Source organism: Paracoccus alkenifer, assembly GCF_900108405.1.
Classification (GTDB): Bacteria; Pseudomonadota; Alphaproteobacteria; order Rhodobacterales; family Rhodobacteraceae; genus Paracoccus; species Paracoccus alkenifer.
The window spans coordinates 452,485-469,377 of record NZ_FNXG01000001.1; the positions used below are offsets into that span (position 1 = coordinate 452,485).

Annotated in this window: 15 protein-coding genes; 5 read left to right on the plus strand and 10 right to left on the minus strand. The window is 68.3% G+C overall.

Annotation, left to right across the window (positions count from 1 at the left end; genetic code table 11):
• Nucleotides 1-119 precede the first annotated feature (119 nt).
• Nucleotides 120-701, plus strand: a complete 582-nt coding sequence (locus BLW83_RS02175; protein WP_090845090.1) for a peroxidase-related enzyme — start codon at nucleotides 120-122, stop codon at nucleotides 699-701.
• Nucleotides 702-752: 51 nt separating this feature from the next.
• On the opposite strand, the gene BLW83_RS02180 is transcribed toward BLW83_RS02175, so the two are convergent.
• Nucleotides 753-2,711, minus strand: coding sequence for a protein meaA (locus BLW83_RS02180; RefSeq protein WP_090845092.1), 1,959 nt, complete (start codon nucleotides 2,709-2,711; stop codon nucleotides 753-755).
• A gap of 285 nt (nucleotides 2,712-2,996) precedes the next feature.
• On the opposite strand from BLW83_RS02180, the gene ccrA reads away from it, so the two are divergent.
• Complete coding sequence (ccrA, locus tag BLW83_RS02185; RefSeq protein WP_090845876.1) at nucleotides 2,997-4,289, plus strand: crotonyl-CoA carboxylase/reductase; 1,293 nt, start codon at nucleotides 2,997-2,999, stop codon at nucleotides 4,287-4,289.
• Between the two features lie 65 nt (nucleotides 4,290-4,354).
• Here the strand turns inward: ccrA and BLW83_RS02190 are convergent, their stop codons facing one another.
• Nucleotides 4,355-4,681, minus strand: coding sequence for a hypothetical protein (locus tag BLW83_RS02190; protein ID WP_090845094.1), 327 nt, complete (start codon nucleotides 4,679-4,681; stop codon nucleotides 4,355-4,357).
• 226 nt (nucleotides 4,682-4,907) lie between these two features.
• Here BLW83_RS02190 and BLW83_RS02195 point away from each other — a divergent pair, with 226 nt between their 5' ends.
• A complete protein-coding gene (locus tag BLW83_RS02195) occupies nucleotides 4,908-6,476 on the plus strand; it encodes an ATP-dependent DNA helicase (RefSeq protein WP_090845096.1) in 1,569 nt (522 codons plus the stop codon).
• Between the two features lie 66 nt (nucleotides 6,477-6,542).
• Here the strand turns inward: BLW83_RS02195 and BLW83_RS02200 are convergent, their stop codons facing one another.
• Both BLW83_RS02200 and BLW83_RS02205 read right to left on the minus strand, forming a co-directional pair.
• Complete coding sequence (locus BLW83_RS02200; protein WP_090845097.1) at nucleotides 6,543-7,358, minus strand: EcsC family protein; 816 nt, start codon at nucleotides 7,356-7,358, stop codon at nucleotides 6,543-6,545.
• 56 nt (nucleotides 7,359-7,414) lie between these two features.
• Entirely contained in the window at nucleotides 7,415-7,951 is a 537-nt protein-coding gene (locus BLW83_RS02205; protein WP_090845099.1) for a GNAT family N-acetyltransferase, read from the minus strand.
• Nucleotides 7,952-8,083: 132 nt separating this feature from the next.
• Here BLW83_RS02205 and BLW83_RS02210 point away from each other — a divergent pair, with 132 nt between their 5' ends.
• Nucleotides 8,084-8,683 carry a flavin reductase family protein gene (locus tag BLW83_RS02210; RefSeq protein WP_090845101.1) on the plus strand — a complete coding sequence of 200 codons (600 nt, stop codon included), beginning with the start codon at nucleotides 8,084-8,086 and terminating at the stop codon, nucleotides 8,681-8,683.
• On the opposite strand, the gene recO is transcribed toward BLW83_RS02210, so the two are convergent.
• Nucleotides 8,680-9,552, minus strand: a complete 873-nt coding sequence (gene recO / locus BLW83_RS02215) for a DNA repair protein RecO (RefSeq protein WP_090845103.1) — start codon at nucleotides 9,550-9,552, stop codon at nucleotides 8,680-8,682. The genes BLW83_RS02210 and recO overlap by 4 nt on opposite strands.
• A gap of 66 nt (nucleotides 9,553-9,618) precedes the next feature.
• On the opposite strand from recO, the gene BLW83_RS02220 reads away from it, so the two are divergent.
• Nucleotides 9,619-11,403, plus strand: a complete 1,785-nt coding sequence (locus tag BLW83_RS02220) for an adenine deaminase (RefSeq protein ID WP_090845106.1) — start codon at nucleotides 9,619-9,621, stop codon at nucleotides 11,401-11,403.
• A 25-nt stretch (nucleotides 11,404-11,428) separates the two neighbouring features.
• Here BLW83_RS02220 and recF read toward each other — a convergent pair whose 3' ends face one another.
• The 5 genes from recF to BLW83_RS02245 form a co-directional block, all read right to left on the minus strand.
• Nucleotides 11,429-12,505 (minus strand): DNA replication/repair protein RecF, encoded by a 1,077-nt coding sequence (recF, locus tag BLW83_RS02225; RefSeq protein WP_090845108.1) that lies wholly within the window; start codon nucleotides 12,503-12,505, stop codon nucleotides 11,429-11,431.
• Nucleotides 12,502-13,623 (minus strand): DNA polymerase III subunit beta, encoded by a 1,122-nt coding sequence (gene dnaN, locus BLW83_RS02230; RefSeq protein ID WP_090845110.1) that lies wholly within the window; start codon nucleotides 13,621-13,623, stop codon nucleotides 12,502-12,504. Before dnaN ends, recF begins: the two co-directional genes overlap by 4 nt.
• A gap of 125 nt (nucleotides 13,624-13,748) precedes the next feature.
• A complete protein-coding gene (gene dnaA / locus BLW83_RS02235) occupies nucleotides 13,749-15,113 on the minus strand; it encodes a chromosomal replication initiator protein DnaA (RefSeq protein ID WP_090845111.1) in 1,365 nt (454 codons plus the stop codon).
• 546 nt (nucleotides 15,114-15,659) lie between these two features.
• Nucleotides 15,660-15,932: a 30S ribosomal protein S20 gene (rpsT, locus tag BLW83_RS02240; RefSeq protein WP_090845113.1), complete on the minus strand. Its 273-nt coding sequence runs from the start codon at nucleotides 15,930-15,932 to the stop codon at nucleotides 15,660-15,662.
• A gap of 159 nt (nucleotides 15,933-16,091) precedes the next feature.
• Complete coding sequence (locus BLW83_RS02245) at nucleotides 16,092-16,868, minus strand: enoyl-CoA hydratase (protein ID WP_090845115.1); 777 nt, start codon at nucleotides 16,866-16,868, stop codon at nucleotides 16,092-16,094.
• Nucleotides 16,869-16,893: the final 25 nt, after the last annotated feature.

Below are 16,893 nucleotides of genomic sequence, written 5' to 3' on the forward strand. Positions count from 1 at the left end.
GGGGAATCCGGGTGGACATTTCAGATCGCAGGGCCAGAGTCAACCGGAACCGCAAGGATGGGGGCTCTGCCCCCGCCGCGTTGCGGCTCCCCCGGGGTATTTGAGCCAGAAAGAAGACCATGAACCCACCGATCAGCCGCTTTGCCATCCCGAATCTGCGCGCCCTGCCGACGGATATTCAGGAAATGATCCGCGCCGTGCAGGAAAAATCCGGGTTTGTGCCCAATGTGTTTCTGGCGCTGGCCCATCGCCCGGCCGAGTTCCGCGCCTTTTTCGCCTATCACGACGCGCTGATGGACAAGGACGAGGGGCTTTCCAAGGCCGAGCGCGAGATGATCGTGGTCGCGGTCAGCGGGCTGAACCGCTGCCAGTATTGCGTGGTCGCGCATGGGGCGATCCTGCGGGTGCGGGCCAAGGATCCGCTGCTGGCCGACCGGTTGGCGGTCAACTGGCGCAAGACTCCGTTGAGCGACCGCCATTATGCGATGCTGGATTATGCCGAATTGGTCGCGACCGAGGCCGAAAGCATCAGCCAGGACGATTATGAGGACATGATCGATTTCGGCTTCACCCCGGACGAGATCTGGGACATCGGCTCAATCGCGGCGTTCTTTGGCCTGTCGAACCGGATTGCGAACATGGCCGACGTTCCCCCGAACGAGGAATTTTTCATGCTGGGAAGGGTGCCGCGCCCGTCGTGAACCGGTCATGCGGCGCGGGGTGCCGTGCGCTGCCGCCGCACCCCGCGTCGCTCAGGCCGCCCGCGCCTCGGGGTCCACCAGCGCCACCAGGTCCATCATGATCCGGTTCAGCTCGAAATCCTTGGGCGTATAGACCCGCGCCACCCCCATCTCACGCAGCGCTACCGCGTCATCCTCGGGGATGATGCCGCCGACGATCACCGGGATATGGTTCAGCCCGGCGCCGCGCATCCGCTCCATCACATCGCGCACCAGCGGCAGGTGGCTGCCCGACAGGATTGACAGCCCGACCACATGGGCCTGCTGTTCCTGCGCGGCCGCCACGATCTCGGCCGGGGTCAGGCGGATGCCGTCATAGGTGATGTCCATGCCGCAGTCGCGGGCGCGAAAGGCGATCTGTTCGGCGCCGTTGGAATGGCCGTCCAGCCCCGGCTTGCCCACGACGAATTTCATCCTCCGCCCCAGCCGGGTGCTGACCGCATCCACTGCCTCGCGGATCGGCTCAAGCCCCTCGGTCCGGTTCGAGGGCGAGGGCGAGACGCCCGTGGGGCCGCGGTATTCGCCGTGGACCGCGCGCATGACCCCGGCCCATTCGCCGGTGGTGGCCCCCGCCCTGGCCGCCGCGATGGATGCCGGCATGATGTTGCGCCCCTCTTGCGCGTCCGCGCGCAAGCGTGACAGCGCGGCCTCGACGGCCGCGTTGTCGCGGGCCTCGCGCCAGTCGTTCAGCCTTGCGATCTGGTCCTGTTCCACCGCCGGATCGACGACAAGAATGCCGCCGTCGCCCGAGGTCAGCGGCGAAGGCTCGCCCTGCTGCCAGCGGTTGACGCCGACCACCACGGTCTCGCCGTCCTCGACCCGGTTCAGCCGCGCCGCATTCGATTCCACCAGCCGCGATTTCATATAGTCGATGGCCGCGATGGCACCGCCCATCTCGTCCAGCAGCTCAAGCTCGGCCCGCGCCCCGTCCTTGAGCGCCTGGACCTTTGCCGCCACCGCCGGGTTGCCGTCGAACAGATCGCCGTATTCCAGCAGGTCGGTCTCATAGGCCATGATTTGCTGCATCCGCAGCGACCATTGCTGGTCCCAGGGGCGCGGCAGGCCCAGCGCCTCGTTCCAGGCGGGCAGCTGCACGGCGCGGGCGCGGGCGTTTTTCGACAGTGTCACCGCCAGCATCTCGATCAGGATCCGGTAGACGTTATTTTCCGGCTGCTGCTCGGTCAGGCCAAGGGAGTTCACCTGCACGCCGTAGCGGAAGCGGCGGTATTTCTCGTCCTCGATCCCGTAGCGGCCGCGGCAGATTTCGTCCCACAGCTCGGTAAAGGCGCGCATCTTGCACAGCTCGGTGACAAAGCGGATCCCCGCGTTCACGAAAAAGCTGATGCGGCCGACCATGGCCGGGAACGCCTGCGGCTCGACCTTGGTTTTCAGGTCGTCCAGCACCGCGATGCCGGTGGCCAGCGCATAGGCGAGTTCCTGTTCCGGCGTCGCACCGGCCTCTTGCAGGTGATAGGAACACACGTTCATCGGGTTCCATTTCGGCAGGCTTTTCGCCGTATAAGCCGCGACGTCGGTAATCATCCGCAACGAGGGCTTGGGCGGGCAGATATAGGTGCCGCGCGACAGGTATTCCTTGATGATGTCGTTCTGCACCGTGCCTTGCAGGCTGGCGACATCCGCCCCCTGTTCCTCGGCCACCGCGATATACAGCGACAAGAGCCACGGCGCGGTGGCGTTGATCGTCATCGAGGTGTTCATCTGTTCCAGCGGGATCTGGTCGAACAGCGCCCGCATGTCGCCCAGATGGCAGACGGGCACGCCGACCTTGCCGACCTCGCCCCGCGCCAGCACATGGTCCGAATCGTAACCAGTCTGCGTCGGCAGATCGAAGGCCACGGACAGACCGGTCTGCCCCTTGGCAAGGTTGCTGCGGTAAAGCTGGTTGGACTTTGCAGCAGTGGAATGGCCGGCATAGGTGCGGAACAGCCAGGGTTTGTCCTTGGGGGCCACGGCGAATCCCTTTCGCAAGATTCTTTCGGTTGAGGTCAGTTAGCGGACATAATGCTGCGCCGTCAATTCGCTGCGGCGCGGCACGGGTCTTGCGTGAGGGCGGGAGCCTCCGGCGGGGATATTTGGGGCAAGATGAAAGCCTCCTGTCAGGACGCAGCGACATGAGAGACATAATATTGCGCGACTGATGCAGGGCGCTATTGCAATGTTGCGCATGGATCTTTAGCGATTGGGGCCGGACGCCGCGATTCTGCGCTGCGGCATGATTACGCAAGGACTATGGCCATGGCATTCGACACCCCCAGCCCCATCGCCCCCTATGACGCGCCTGAAAAGGATCTCTATGAAATCGGAGAGATGCCGCCCCTGGGCCATGTTCCCAGGCAGATGTATGCTTGGGCGATTCGGCGCGATCGGCATGGCGAGCCGGACAAGGCCATGCAGGTCGAGGTCGTCGACACCTGGGAAATCGACAGCAACGAGGTGCTGGTGCTCGTGATGGCCGCGGGGGTCAACTACAACGGCATCTGGGCGGGGCTGGGTACGCCGGTCAGCCCCTTCGACGGGCACAAGCAGCCCTATCACATCGCCGGCTCGGACGCCTCGGGGATCGTGTGGAAGGTCGGCGACAAGGTGCGCAACTGGAAGGTCGGCGACGAGGTCGTGATCCACTGCAACCAGGACGACGGCAACGACGAAGAATGCAACGGCGGCGACCCGATGTATTCCCCCAGCCAGCGCATCTGGGGGTATGAAACCAACGACGGCAGCTTTTCCCAGTTCACCCGCGTGCAGGCCCAGCAGCTGATGCCGCGCCCGCGCCACCTGACATGGGAGGAATCGGCCTGCTACACGCTGACGCTGGCCACCGCCTATCGGATGCTGTTCGGCCACGAGCCGCATGAGCTGAAGCCGGGCATGAACGTGCTGGTCTGGGGCGCCTCGGGCGGGCTGGGGTCGTTCGCGATCCAGCTGATCAACGCCGCCGGCGCCAACGCCATCGGGGTGATCTCAGAAGAGGACAAGCGCGAATTCGTGATGAACCTGGGCGCCAAAGGCGTCATCAACCGCAAGGATTTCAACTGCTGGGGCGCCCTGCCCAAAGTCAACAGCGAGGAATACAAGCAGTGGTTCAACGAGGTCCGCAAGTTCGGCAAGGCGATCTGGGACATCACCGGCAAGGGCAACAACGTCGATATCGTCTTTGAACACCCGGGCGAGGCGACTTTCCCGGTGTCGACCTTTGTCTGCAAAAAGGGCGGCATGGTGGTGATCTGCGCCGGCACCACCGGCTTCAACTGCACCTTTGACGTGCGCTACATGTGGATGCACCAAAAGCGCTTGCAGGGGTCGCATTTCGCGCATCTCAAGCAGGCGTCGGCCGCCAACCGGCTGATGCTGGAACGCCGCATCGACCCGGCCATGTCCGAGGTGTTCCCCTGGGCCGAAATCCCGCAGGCGCATCTGAAGATGCTGCGCAACCAGCACAAGCCGGGCAACATGGCGGTGCTGGTGCAGTCGCCCGAGGCCGGGCTGCGCACCTTCGAGGACGCGCTCGAGGCCGGCCGCAGGGGCTGAACGCCCATCGCCGGAACGTAAAAGCGCGCCCGTTTCGGGCGCGCTTTTCGTTGGCGAGGTGAGGCTCAGTAATTCCCGGGCGGATCGCTGGACGGGAAAGAGGCATCGCTGGCCTCGTCCACATCTTCCCAGCGCCGCGGCGGGTCGCGCATCGCGCCGCGCCCGGCGGGGCGGACGAAATCGCAATCGTCGGTCGCCTCGCCCTCGGCCGCGGCCTTGTCCGAAATCGCCGCCAGCCGCCTGCGCCGATGCTGCGGCCCGTGCTGCCGCCCGTCCGGCCGCCCATGCGAAAGGCGCCCCTGGCGGCAAAGCATGGCGGCACCCCAGCCCAGCACCCCGGCCAGCGCCACAAAGGGCAGGATCGAGCCGGCCCGCTCATGGTGATGTGTCATCTTCCTTTGCTCCGTTGCAGCCCGGCGGCGCCCTGCGGCAACCCCGGTCGCGACCCCAACGCGCCCGCTTGCCGCGCGGATCCGCTCCGCGCCCCGCAACAGGTGCTTTCATCTTGCCCCAAATATCCCCGCCGGAGGCGCCGGCCGCGCCACCACGCGCTCGGCCCCCGGCTGTTCCCGAACGCCGCCGCTTGGCCCCACCCGCCGCCGCGGCTAGGATGGCGCGATGCAGCCGACGCTTCGCCTCGACGCCCCCGCCGAACGGCCCGATCCGCCGTCGCTTTCCCCCGACCAGGCCGAGGCATGGGACCGGCTGGCCGAGGCATTGGCTGCCGCCGGCGTGGACCTTGTCTCCGAAGAGATCGTGCCCCCCGCGCCCGGCAAGGCACAGGTGCTGGCGGTGCTGGGCAAGGCCGGGTCCGGCAAGACGCTGCTGCTGGCTGAAATCACCCGCGCGCTGGTCGCAGCCGGGGTGCATGTGGTCAGCGGCGATTACGAGAGCAAGCGCCGCAAGGACGCCCGCAGCGTGGCGATTCTGGCGCCGACCAACAAGGCCGCCTTTGTGCTGCGCACCCGGGGCGTGCCCGCCACGACTATCCACCGCATCCTTTATACGCCGGTCTATGACCCCGAATACGAACGCCTGGCCGAGTGGCTGGCCGGCACCGGCGAGCGTCCGGTGATCGCGGCCCTGACCGACGAGGCGATGGACCGCGCGCTGCTGTTTTACCAGCAGCACGGCTCGATCCCCGGGGCCCTGGCGGCTGCGGGGCTGAGGGGCTCGGATTTCATCACCGGCTGGAAACGGCGCGAGGATCCGCTGGACATCGGGCTGATCGACGAATCCTCGATGCTGGACGAACGCCCGTTCGAGGATCTGCGCGAGATCTTTCCCCTGCTGGTGCTGTTCGGCGACCCGGCGCAGCTGGCCCCGGTCGGGCAGTCGGGGCAGATGGTGTTCGACCGGCTGGCGGCGCCGCAGAAACTGATGCTCAGCCGCATCCACCGGCAGGCGGGGGACAGCCCGATCCTCGATCTTGCCCATGCGCTGGCCGACCCGGCGGTGGATTTCCCGGCTTTCGAACGGCTGGTGCGCGATGCCGCAAGCCGCGACGACCGGGTGGTCTGGGCGGAGCGGATGGACAGCGACCTGATGGCGCGCTCGCCCGCGCTGGTCTGGCGCAACGCCACGCGGGTGCGGCTGATCACCGCCTTTCGCGCCGCCCACGGCGCGCCGGGCGACGCGCTGTTGCCGGGCGAGCCGCTGGTCTGCGACGGGATCGAGCTGCCGCTGAAGCACCGCAAGAAGCGCATCGACCTTGAGGCGCGGGGGCTGATCAAGGGCGCGCAGGTGATCTATCTGGGGCCGGGCAAGAAACCGGGGTTTTCACGGCTGCACGTCATCGGCGTCCCCGAGCCGCGGCTGTCGGCCGCCAGCATCATCAAGATCGAGACGCCGGACGTCGAGGAACCCTTTATCCCCTATGCCGCCCGCATGGGCGCGGCCTTTCTGCATGGCGCCGCGGTGACGATCCACAAGGCGCAGGGCTCGCAATGGCCCGAGGTGCAGCTGTTCGGCCCCGACATCTCGGCCGCCGCCTGGGCGAACCGGGTCGAGGCCGGGCTGCCGCTGTGGAAACGCCTGGCCTATGTCGCGATCACCCGCGCGCAAGAGCGGCTGTTCTGGGTCACCCGCGCGGCGCTGGCGCGGCCGAAATCGGGTCTGTCGGTCAGCGACCTGACGGTCGAGGCCGCGGCGCTGGAGCTGGCGGCACCCGAAGCCGCGCCCGAGTGAGCGGTGGCGCGGCCGGAGCCTCCGGCGGGGATATTTTCGGCAAGATGAAAGCGGCGGCAGATCGCCTTAGCGGCGGGCCGGTTTTTGCAGCGCCTTGCTGCGGCGCTGGTCCATGCGATCGACCAGCGCCTCGGTCAGGGCCTCGCGCGGCAGGCCGGTTTCGCGCGCCAGCCGCAGCAGCCCGAAATGCACCCGCGCGATTTCCTGATAATACCCGGCAAAGGCAAAGTTGATCGAGGCCCCCGCCACCGCCCCGAACACCGGCGTGGCCTGCGCCGCCAGCTTCTGGCCCAGCACCGCCGCCAGCCGCGGCGCGATGCGGGCGATCAGCCCCTGCACGGTCTGGCCGGTGATGGTCACCTTGGCCGCCAGCAGCCCCAGGTCGGTGCCGTCGTCATCCGACATCGGCCCGGCGGCGGCAAAGACGCGGATCGCCTCGATCCGGGTTTCCTCGGCCTCGGGGTCGAAACCGTGTTCGGCGGCAATTTCCAGGATCGCGCGCAGCAGCATGGATACCGTCAGCGGCAGTTCCACCATCGCGCCGGGCAACCCGGCCGCGCCTCCGGCGGCGCCGGATACGGTCGTCGCCAGCCGGTTGAACCAGTCGCCGCGGTCGCGGACATAGTGGCGCGAGCGGCTGGCCGCGTCAAAGGCGCGGTTCAGCGCCGTCAGGGTGATCCCGTCCAGCCGGTGGCGCACAAAGCCCGGCAGCCGGTCCAGCAGCCCCTGCGCGCCGCCGCCGATGCTGACCAGCAGGTCCATCACCAGCCCCCCGGCATCAAGGTATTTCCCGGCCAGCCGGTCGATTTGCAGATGCACCGACGGGTCGTCGATCGGCGGCAGGATCGCCTGTCGGGGGATGGTGGTGGGCGTGGCTGCCATGGGTCCGTCCTTGCTTGGCGCGACATCATCACGAAAACGCGCCCCGCCCGGCGCTGTCAAGCGTCAGGGGGGCGGGTGTTCGCGGCCGCGGCTTCGCGCGTGACCGCGCCGCGCAGGTCAACCCATGCGCCGGGTTCCAGTTCCAGCCCCAGCACCCGGTCGGGGTTGGTGGGGGGCGGCATCTCGACCCCGTCCAGCCGCGAAAAACCAAAGCGGCTGTAATAGGGCGCATCGCCCACCAGCATCACCCGCTGCCAGCCCCTTTGGGCCGCGAGCGCCAGGCTTTCGCGCATCAAAAGCCCGCCCAGCCCTTCGCCCTGCGCCGTGGGGTGGACCGCGACCGGCCCCAGCAGCAGCACGGTTTTGCCCGCCACCCGCACCGGCCAATAGCGGATCGCGGCCAGCAGAACGCCGTCGCTGCCGTCCCCGTCGCCGGTGCTGGCACGCAGGGTCAGGCACAGATCGCGCACCGGGGCCACGCCTTCGCGCAGCCGATAGGACGACAGCGCCGTCCGCCCCGGGGCAAAGCACAGGTCCAGCAGGGCCTCGACCTCGGGGGTGTCGGCGTCGGTTTCGGGGGACAGCGTATACATCGGACCTTTGCGCCGCGGATCGGCGCGGGCTTAACACCCTGCGCCCGCGCGGGAAAGGCCGGCGCCGCCGCTTGCCCCCGGCCGGGCGTCCGTCCATCATGACCGCCCGACCGCCATCGAAAGCCCGCGCCCATGTTCTATCGACCCGAGGCCGGGCATGGCCTGCCGCACAACCCGTTCAACGCCATCGTGGCCCCGCGCCCCATCGGCTGGGTGTCGACCCGCGGGCGGCAGGGCGACAACCTTGCGCCCTATTCCTTTTTCAACGCCACCGCCTATGTGCCGCCGCAGGTCATGTTCGCCTCGACCGGGGCCAAGCCCGACCGGCCCGGGACCAAAGACAGCGTGGCGCAGATCGCGGAAAGCCGAGTGTTCTGCATCAACATCGCCGACGGGGCGCTGAAGGAGGCGATGAATGCGTCCTCGGCGATGCTGCCCGCCGGGGTGAACGAGTTCGAGGCCGCCGGGCTGACCGCCCTGCCCTGCGAAACCATCGACTGCCCGCGCGTGGCCGAGGCGGCGGCAAGCCTTGAATGCCGCGCGACAAGGATCATCCGGCTGGCGGGCAAGGCCAATCACATGGTGCTGGGGGTGGTCACCGGCATCCACATCCGCGACGATTGCGTGGTCGAGGGGCGGTTCGACCTGCGCCGCACCGGCTGGCTGTCGCGGCTGGGCTATCACGACTATACCATCACTACGGAACTGTTCGAGATGCGGCGCCCGGATTAGGCGCCGCTTTTCGGGCCCGCCCCCAGCCGTGTCAGCAGCCGCGCCCGCGCGGGGGGCAAGGGCCGGCCCACCTGCCCCTCGGCCAGCCGCGCGGTCAGGAAATGCCCGGTCAGCGCCAGCGCCTCGGCCAGCCCCCCTGCCCCCGCGGGCCCACCAAGGATCGCAGGCAGGGGCAGCAGCCGCGGCGCCCATTCCCCCGCCGCCGCCGCCGTCACCGCATGGCCGGTGCGGGGGGAAACCCCGGCCAGCCCTTCGCGCGCGCCGCTGACCGCGCAGCGATCCAGCGACAGGCCGAAGCCCAGCTCGTCCAGCAGCAGCAATTCCCACCGCAGGTAATCGGCGGCCCAAGATGTGGGTTCTTCATCACCGAAATATCCTCGGGGCTCTTGAGCGCCCGGAAAACGGTCCGGGGGACCGTTTTCAGCGAAAGAGGCCACGGCAGTGGCGCGGGGGGCAGACAGCCCCCCGCCGGCGCCACCGCCGCCGGGCACCGCGATTCCGGCCTCGATCGCGTCCAGCAGCGCCTCGGTCGCGTCGGTCAACTGCGGGTGGGGGTCGCGCTCGGGCAGCGCCCAGCTTATCAGCGCGGTGACGGCGTTCAGCCCGGCCAGCGCATCGGCATCGGCCATCAGCCCCGGCCGCGCCCGCGCGGGTTCCGCCGAGAAACTGCCCAGCTGGTCGTCCAGCCGCGCCCGCCAGCGCAGGCTCAGCCGGTTGCCCGGTTGCAGCATGGCGGCGCGCTTGACGCTGGCCCCGCCCGGCACCACGCCGGAAATCAGCCCGGCGTCGCGCGCCAGCACGGTCAGGATCACCGCATGTTCGCCGTGCCTGCGCCGCGCGATCGCGGTTGCCTCGCCCTGCCACTCCATCCGTCTTTCCTTCCGGTGCCGCCTGCCGCAATCTGGGGCATTATCCGGCAAAGGAAAGGGCCCGCGATGTTGAAACCATGGATCGAGGCGCAGGCGCGGCTGGTCGAGGTCGCGGCAGGGCGCGCGCCCGCCGACATGGTGATCCGGGGCGGGCAATGGGTGAACGTGCACACGCGCGAGGTGCTGGCGGGCCACGACATCGCCGTCGCCGACGGGCGCATCGCCTGCGTGCTGCCGGATGCCGGCGCCAATATCGGCCCCGACACGCAGGTGATCGAGGCGCAGGGCCGCTACATGATTCCCGGGCTGATCGACTCGCATATGCATGTCGAATCCGGGATGCTGACGCCGGCCGGTTTCGCCGCCGCGGTGATCCCGCACGGCACCACCACAATTCTGCACGACCCGCACGAGATCGCCAACGTGATGGGGCTGGAGGGGGTGCGGCTGATGCGCGACGAAAGCCTGGCGCAGCCGATCACCATGCTGACCCAGATGCCCAGCTGCGCGCCCTCGGCCCCCGGGCTGGAAACCACCGGCCACCCGATCACGGCGGGCGAGGTCGCGCAGGCGATGGGCTGGGAAGGCATCGTGGGTCTGGGCGAGATGATGAATTTTCCCGGCGTGGCGGCGGGCGACCCGGCGATGCTGTCCGAGATCGCGGCGACACGAGCGGCGGGCAAGGTGGTCGGCGGGCATTACGCCAGCCCCGATCTGGGGCGCAGCTTTGCGGCCTATGTCGCGGGGGGCGCGGCCGACGACCACGAAACCGTGGCCGAACATCAGGCCATCGCGCGGGTGCGGCAGGGGATGGGGGCGATGCTGCGGCTGGGCTCGGCCTGGCACGATGTGGCCGCGCAGATCACCTCGATCACCGAAAAGGGGCTGGACCCGGCCGGGTTCATGCTGTGCACCGATGATTGCCATGCGGGGACGCTGGTCCATGACGGGCATATGGACCGGGTGGTGCGCCATGCCATCGACTGCGGCTGCGACCCGCTGATCGCGATCCAGATGGCCACGATCAACACCGCCCGGCATTTCGGGCTGGAACGCGAGCTTGGCTCGATCACCCCGGGGCGGCGGGCGGATGTGATCCTGAGCAGCGATCTGGGCACGCTGCCGGTCGAGCTGGTGATCGCGCAGGGCCGCGTGGTGGCGCAATCGGGGCGGCTGCTGGTCGATTGCCCGCAGATCGAGTGGCCCGAGGCCGCGCGCAACTCGGTGCATCTGGGCCGGGCGCTGACAGCGGCGGATTTCCGCGTGCCGGCCACGGGCAGCCGCGCCACCGTGCGGGTGATCGGCGTGGTCGAGAACCAGGCCCCGACACAGGCGCTGACCGCCGATCTGCCGATCCGCGACGGCTTCGTTCAGTCCGAGGCCGAGGTGGCACGCATCGCGCTGGTCGAGCGCCACCGCGGCACCGGCGGCGTGGTCAACGGTTTCGTGCAGGGGTTCGGCTATCAAGGGCGGATGGCGGTAGCCTCGACCGTGGCGCATGACAGCCACCACATGATCGTCGTCGGCACCTGCGGCGACAACATGGCGGCCGCCGCGGCGCGGCTGGGGGATTTGGGCGGCGGCATCACCGTATTTCGTGACGGGGTCGAACTGGCCCATGTCGCGCTGCCCATCGCCGGGTTGATGTCCGACCGCCCGGCGCCCGAGGTCGCAGCGGCTGCGGAAGCGGTCAATCAGGCGATCCGTGATTGCGGCTGCACCATGAACAACGCGGTAATGCAGCATGTGCTGCTGGCGCTGGTGGTGATCCCAGAGTTGCGGATTTCCGATCTGGGGCTGGTGGATGTGACGCGGTTCGAGATGGTCGATGTGGTGATGTCGTCGGCGTAGAATGGGTATTTGAGCCAGAAAGAAGCTATTCCTCGGTCGCCGTTGAGGCGGCGCCGTCGCGGTGGATCGACAGGTAGCGGGCGCGCGGGCCGAAGGCGGAAAACAGCTCGCGCCCGGTGCCGGTCAGGAAGGATTGTGCGGGCAGCGCGGTGATTTCGTCGTAAAGCGCGGTGCGGCGGTCGGCGTCGAGATGGGCCGCGACCTCGTCGAGCAGCAGCACCGGGCGCTCCGCCGCCAGCGCGCGGGCGTTGGCGAGGATGAGGGACAGCAGCAGCGCCTTTTGCTCTCCGGTCGAGCTTTGCGCGGCGGGCATGTCCTGCGGCCCCCAATGCGCGCCAAGGTCGGCGCGGTGCGGGCCGGTCAGGGTGCGGCCGGCGGCCATGTCGCGGGGGCGGGTCGCGGCCCACCGCGCGGCGATGCTGTCCGCGTGGGGGTCGTCGGCGTGGCCTTCGCCCGGCAGCAGCGCCAGCGTCGCGGCCGGAAAGCTGGTCGCGGCCGAGGCTTGCGCGGCATGGATGCGGTCCAGCGCGGCCAGCCGGTTCGCGGTCAGTTCCGCCCCCGCCTGCGCCATGCGGGTTTCCAGCGCCCGGAACCAGCGGTCGTCGCGGATTTCATCCCGCAGCAGGCGGTTGCGTTCGCGCATCGCACGCTCATACGCCAGCGCGGTTTCCGCGTGCGAGGGGATCAGGCTGAGCGTCAGCCGGTCCAGAAACCTTCGCCGCGATTCGGGCGGGTCGGTCCACAGCCGGTCCATCGCGGGCGTCACCCAGATCAGCCGCAACAGCCGCCCCAGCGCCACCTGCGGCGCGGGCTTGTCGTCGATGGTCAGCTTGCGCGATTCGCCGGGGCTGGCGCCGGTTTCCACCCGATGATCGCCGATCACCGCCCGGATCCGCCAGCCCGCATCCGGCCCTTGCCGAGCCTGATCGCCGGGGGCGGCATTGCGCAGGCCGCGGCCGGGGGACAGCATCGACAGGGCTTCGAGGATGTTGGTCTTGCCCGCGCCGTTCGGGCCAAAGATCGCCAGCGGCCGGTCGTCGAGGTCCAACCCCAGCCGGGGCCAGGACCGGAATTGCGCAAGCTCCAGGCGGGTGAGCGTCACACCCGCATCGGCATCACGACATAGACCGCCGAATCGTCCCCGCCCTCGCGGATCAAGGCGGCGTCGCCCGAGCCGTTGAACAGGAACACCGCGTTTTCGCGGTCGATCTGGGCGGCGATTTCTTGCAGGTATTTGGCGTTGAAGCCGATCTCCAGGGGCTCGTCGGCATAGGCCACGGCCAGTTCCTCGTCCGCGGCGCCGGCATCGGGGGCGTTGACCGACAGCACCAGCCGATCCTCGTCCAGCGCCAGCTTGACCGCGCGCGAACGCTCGCTGCTGACCGTCGCCACCCGATCCACCGCGCGGGCGAAATCGGCGGCATCGACCTCGAGCCGGCGGGTGTTGCCGCGCGGGATCACCCGGCTGTAGTCGGGGAAGGTGCCGTCGATGACCTTGGAGGTCAGGGTGATCGTCGGCGTCGCAAACCGCACCTTGGTTTCCCCGACCGAGACCGCGATTTCGGCCTCGTCATCATCCAGCAGCTTGCGCAGTTCGGCCACGGTCTTGCGCGGCACGATCACGCCGGGCATCGCCTCGGCCCCCGCGGGCAGGGCCGCATCGACGCGGGCCAGCCGGTGGCCGTCGGTCGCCACGCAGCGCAGGCTGCGGGTGCCGTCCTCGGTCTCGGCGACATGCATGTAGACGCCGTTCAGGTAATAGCGGGTTTCCTCGGTCGAGATCGCAAAGCGCGACTTGTCGAACAGCCGCCGCAGCACCGGCGCGGGCGCCGCGAAATTCGCCGCGTATTCGGTCGAGGCCATCACCGGGAAATCCTCGCGCGGCAGGGTCGCGAGGTTGAAGTTGGAACGCCCCGCCTGCACGGTCAGCCGCGCGGTGGCGGCATCGGCGGCGATGTTGACCAGCGCCCCGTCGGGCAGCTTGCGGGCGATTTCGTTCAGCAGCGCCGCGCTGACAGTGGTGGCGCCGGGGCGCTCCACCATCGCGGGCGCGCGATCCACGATTTCGGTGTCAAGGTCGGTGGCGCGGAAGCTGACGCCATCCGCCCCGGCCTCGATCAGCACATTGGCCAGAATCGGGATGGTGTTGCGGCGTTCGACCACCGACTGGGCCTGATTGGCCGCCTTGACGAGCACCGCGCGTTCGATCGAAAATTTCATGGCTTCCTGGCCCCGTCTGCTGGCCGCTGTCTGCCGGCCCGTCTGTCTTGCGACCCCATCCCGCGGACAGGGGCGCGCGCGCCACGTTGTTTCAATGCGCGGCGGCGGTCAAGCACTTGCAGAACCTACATCTGCAGCGCGCGGCGCAGCAGGTCGATATCCTCGGCCATGCTGCGATCCTCGCGCCGCAGTTCCTCGATCTTGCGCACCCCGTGCATGATGGTGGTGTGGTCGCGACCGCCGAAGCGACGACCGATTTCCGGCAGGCTGCGGCTGGTCATCTGCTTGGCCAGATACATGGCGATCTGGCGCGGCCGGGCCAGCGTGCGCACCCGTTTCGGCCCCACCAGATCGGACAGGCGGATGTTGTAATGTTCCGCCACCTTGCGCTGGATTTCCTCGACCGAGACCTTGCGGTCGGATGCGCGCAGGATGTCGGCAAGGCTTTCCTGCGTCATGTCCAGGTCGATGTCATGGCCGGTCAGGCTGGCAAAGGCGAACAGCCGCTGCAGCGCGCCTTCGAGCACGCGGACGTTCGAGGTGATGCGGTGGGCGAGGAATTCCAGCACGCCGTCGCACAGCGTCAGCCCGGGATAGGTGGCGCGGAACAGATCGGTCTTGGATTGCAGGATCGACAGGCGCAATTCGTAGTCGGTGGGGTGCAGGTCCACGATCAGCCCGCAGGACAGGCGCGAGCGGATGCGTTCCTCCATATCCTTGATCTCGCCCGGGGCGCGGTCGGCGGAAATCACGATCTGCTTGCCCTGATCGACCAGGGCGTTGAAGGTGTGGAAGAATTCTTCCTGCGTGGAATCCTTGCCGGCGATGAACTGCACGTCATCGACCATCAGCAGGTCGACGGTGCGGAACAGCTCCTTGAAGTTCATCACCGTGCGCTCGCGCAGGGCGCGGACAAAGCGATACATGAACTGTTCGGCCGACAGGTAAAGCACGCGCGCGTCGGGGTCGCGGGCCTGGCGTTCGCGGGCGATGGCGTGCATCAGGTGGGTCTTGCCCAGCCCGACACCGCCGTAAAGAAACAGCGGGTTGAAGGTGACGGGACCGCCCTCGGCCACGCGGCGGGCGGCGGCATGGGCCAGCTCGTTGGGCTTGCCGACGATGAAATTGTCGAAGGTAAAGCGGGAATCCAGCGGCGCCGACATTTCGTCATCGCCCATGATGCCGCGGGCGGGGACGCGGGGCGCGGGCTGTTCGGGCGCCTGTGCCGGCGCGGCGGCGGCCGGGCGGGTGCCGGTCGCGATGGTGAAGTTCAGCCGCTCGACCTCGGCGCCCTGCCGGCTGAGCGCGTCGAGAATCGGGCGCGTATAGTGGCGCGACACCCAGTCGGACAGGAACCGGGTCGGACAGGCGATGTCGGCGGCGCCGCCCTCGATCGCGCGCAGATCCAGCGGTGCGATCCAGGTCGCAAAATTATGCGACCCCACCCGCGCCTCAAGCTCTGACCGCACGCCCGCCCATAGTTCGTTCATCGACTTGTCCCTTCTGTCCCCGGATCCGGCCGCTTCGTCGGCAGGACATGCGATGCCGCCCGCGGCAGGGGACGAACGGAACGGGGCGAGCCCCGGAATACCAAGGCACGCGAGGGCCTTGCAGGCCCTGTCATTCTGTTCCCGGGTCAGCCGTTCCGGTGGCAGCCGGATCGACCTGCGGCGCGCCGCAACAAACCCGGTGGCAGCCGAGGCAGTTGCGGCTGGCGCCTGCCCGAACACGGCGGAATGGCCGGTCCGGGCGATCGCCCCCTGTCGCGAGTGAATCGCTGCGACAAAGCTAGCGGCAAGCGCAGCGACCCTGCAACCGAACTATGCGCTTGACAGCCGCTTTGCGCCGCGAATCTGCCGGACTGTGGCAGCGGCGCAATTTGTCAGATTTTACAGGAATTTGGCAGCTTCCACAAAGCGGGAAGCCCAACGAAAAAGCGCCCCGGAAAACCCCGAGGCGCCTTGATCTGCAAGCGTTCCGGCCCGTCGATCAGGCCCTGATCCGACAGGGCCGTCCGGCGTCTGACCGGGCCGGAATCAGGCCGGGACGGTCAGTGCCTTCACACGGGCCGACAGCCGCGACATCTTGCGCGCGGCGGTGTTCTTGTGGACCACGCCCTTGGTCACGCCCCGCATCAGCTCCGGCTGCGCGGCGCGCAGCGCCTCGGCCGCAACCTGCGCGTCACCGCCCGCAATCGCTTCCTCGACCTTCCGCAGATAGGTGCGGATGCGCGAGCGACGGGCCTTGTTGACGGCGGTGCGGCGCTCGGTCTGGCGGGCGCGCTTCTGGGACTGGGGGGTATTTGCCATGGGTGCTTGTTTTCTCTGTCGGTCTGTTGCGGTTTGTATCGGTGCGCAAAAGACCCGGCAAACCGCCCCCGAAGGAGCGGTGCTGTTTCTTGCCTAAGCGGGCCCACGCGCATGTCAGCGGGGCCTATAGAACAGCCCGCGCCGAAAGAAAAGCCGAAATCAGCGATCGCGGAACTGCGCCTCGCGCTTTTCGGCGAATGCGCTCATCCCTTCCTTCTGGTCCTCGGTCGCGAACAGCGCGTGGAAGGCGCGGCGTTCATACAGCAGCCCCTCGCGCAGGGTGGTTTCATAGCTGCGGTTCACGGTTTCCTTGGCGACCATGGTGGCCACCGCGGATTTCGAGGCGATCTTGCGCGCCGCCGCCATTGCCTCGTCCACCAGCTTGTCCACGGGGACCACGCGGCTGACCAGCCCGGAACGCTCGGCCTCGGCCGCATCCATGAAACGGCCGGTCAGGTTCATGTCCATCGCCTTGGACTTGCCGACGAAACGGGTCAGGCGCTGGGTGCCGCCGATGCCGGCAATCACGCCCAGGTTGATCTCGGGCTGGCCGAACTTGGCGTTTTCCGCGCAGATGATGAAATCGCACATCATCGCCAGCTCGCAGCCGCCGCCCAGCGCATAGCCGGCGACGGCGGCGATGATCGGCTTGCGAACGCGGTTGATCTGTTCGATCTCGGGACCGAACAGGTCGCCGGTCAGCACGTCCACATAGGATTTCGAGGCCATTTCCTTGATGTCGGCGCCGGCGGCAAAGGCTTTCTCGCTGCCGGTCAGCACGATGCAGCGGATCGCCGGGTCGGCGTCCGCCGCTGTCACCGCCGCGGCGAGTTCGGTGATCAACTCTCCACTGAGCGCATTCAGCGCCTCGGGGCGGTTCAGGCGGATCAGGGCGACGCGGTCATGATTTTCGACGATGAGGGTCTGGTAGGCCATGCGAAACTGTCCCTTTTCTGGGTTG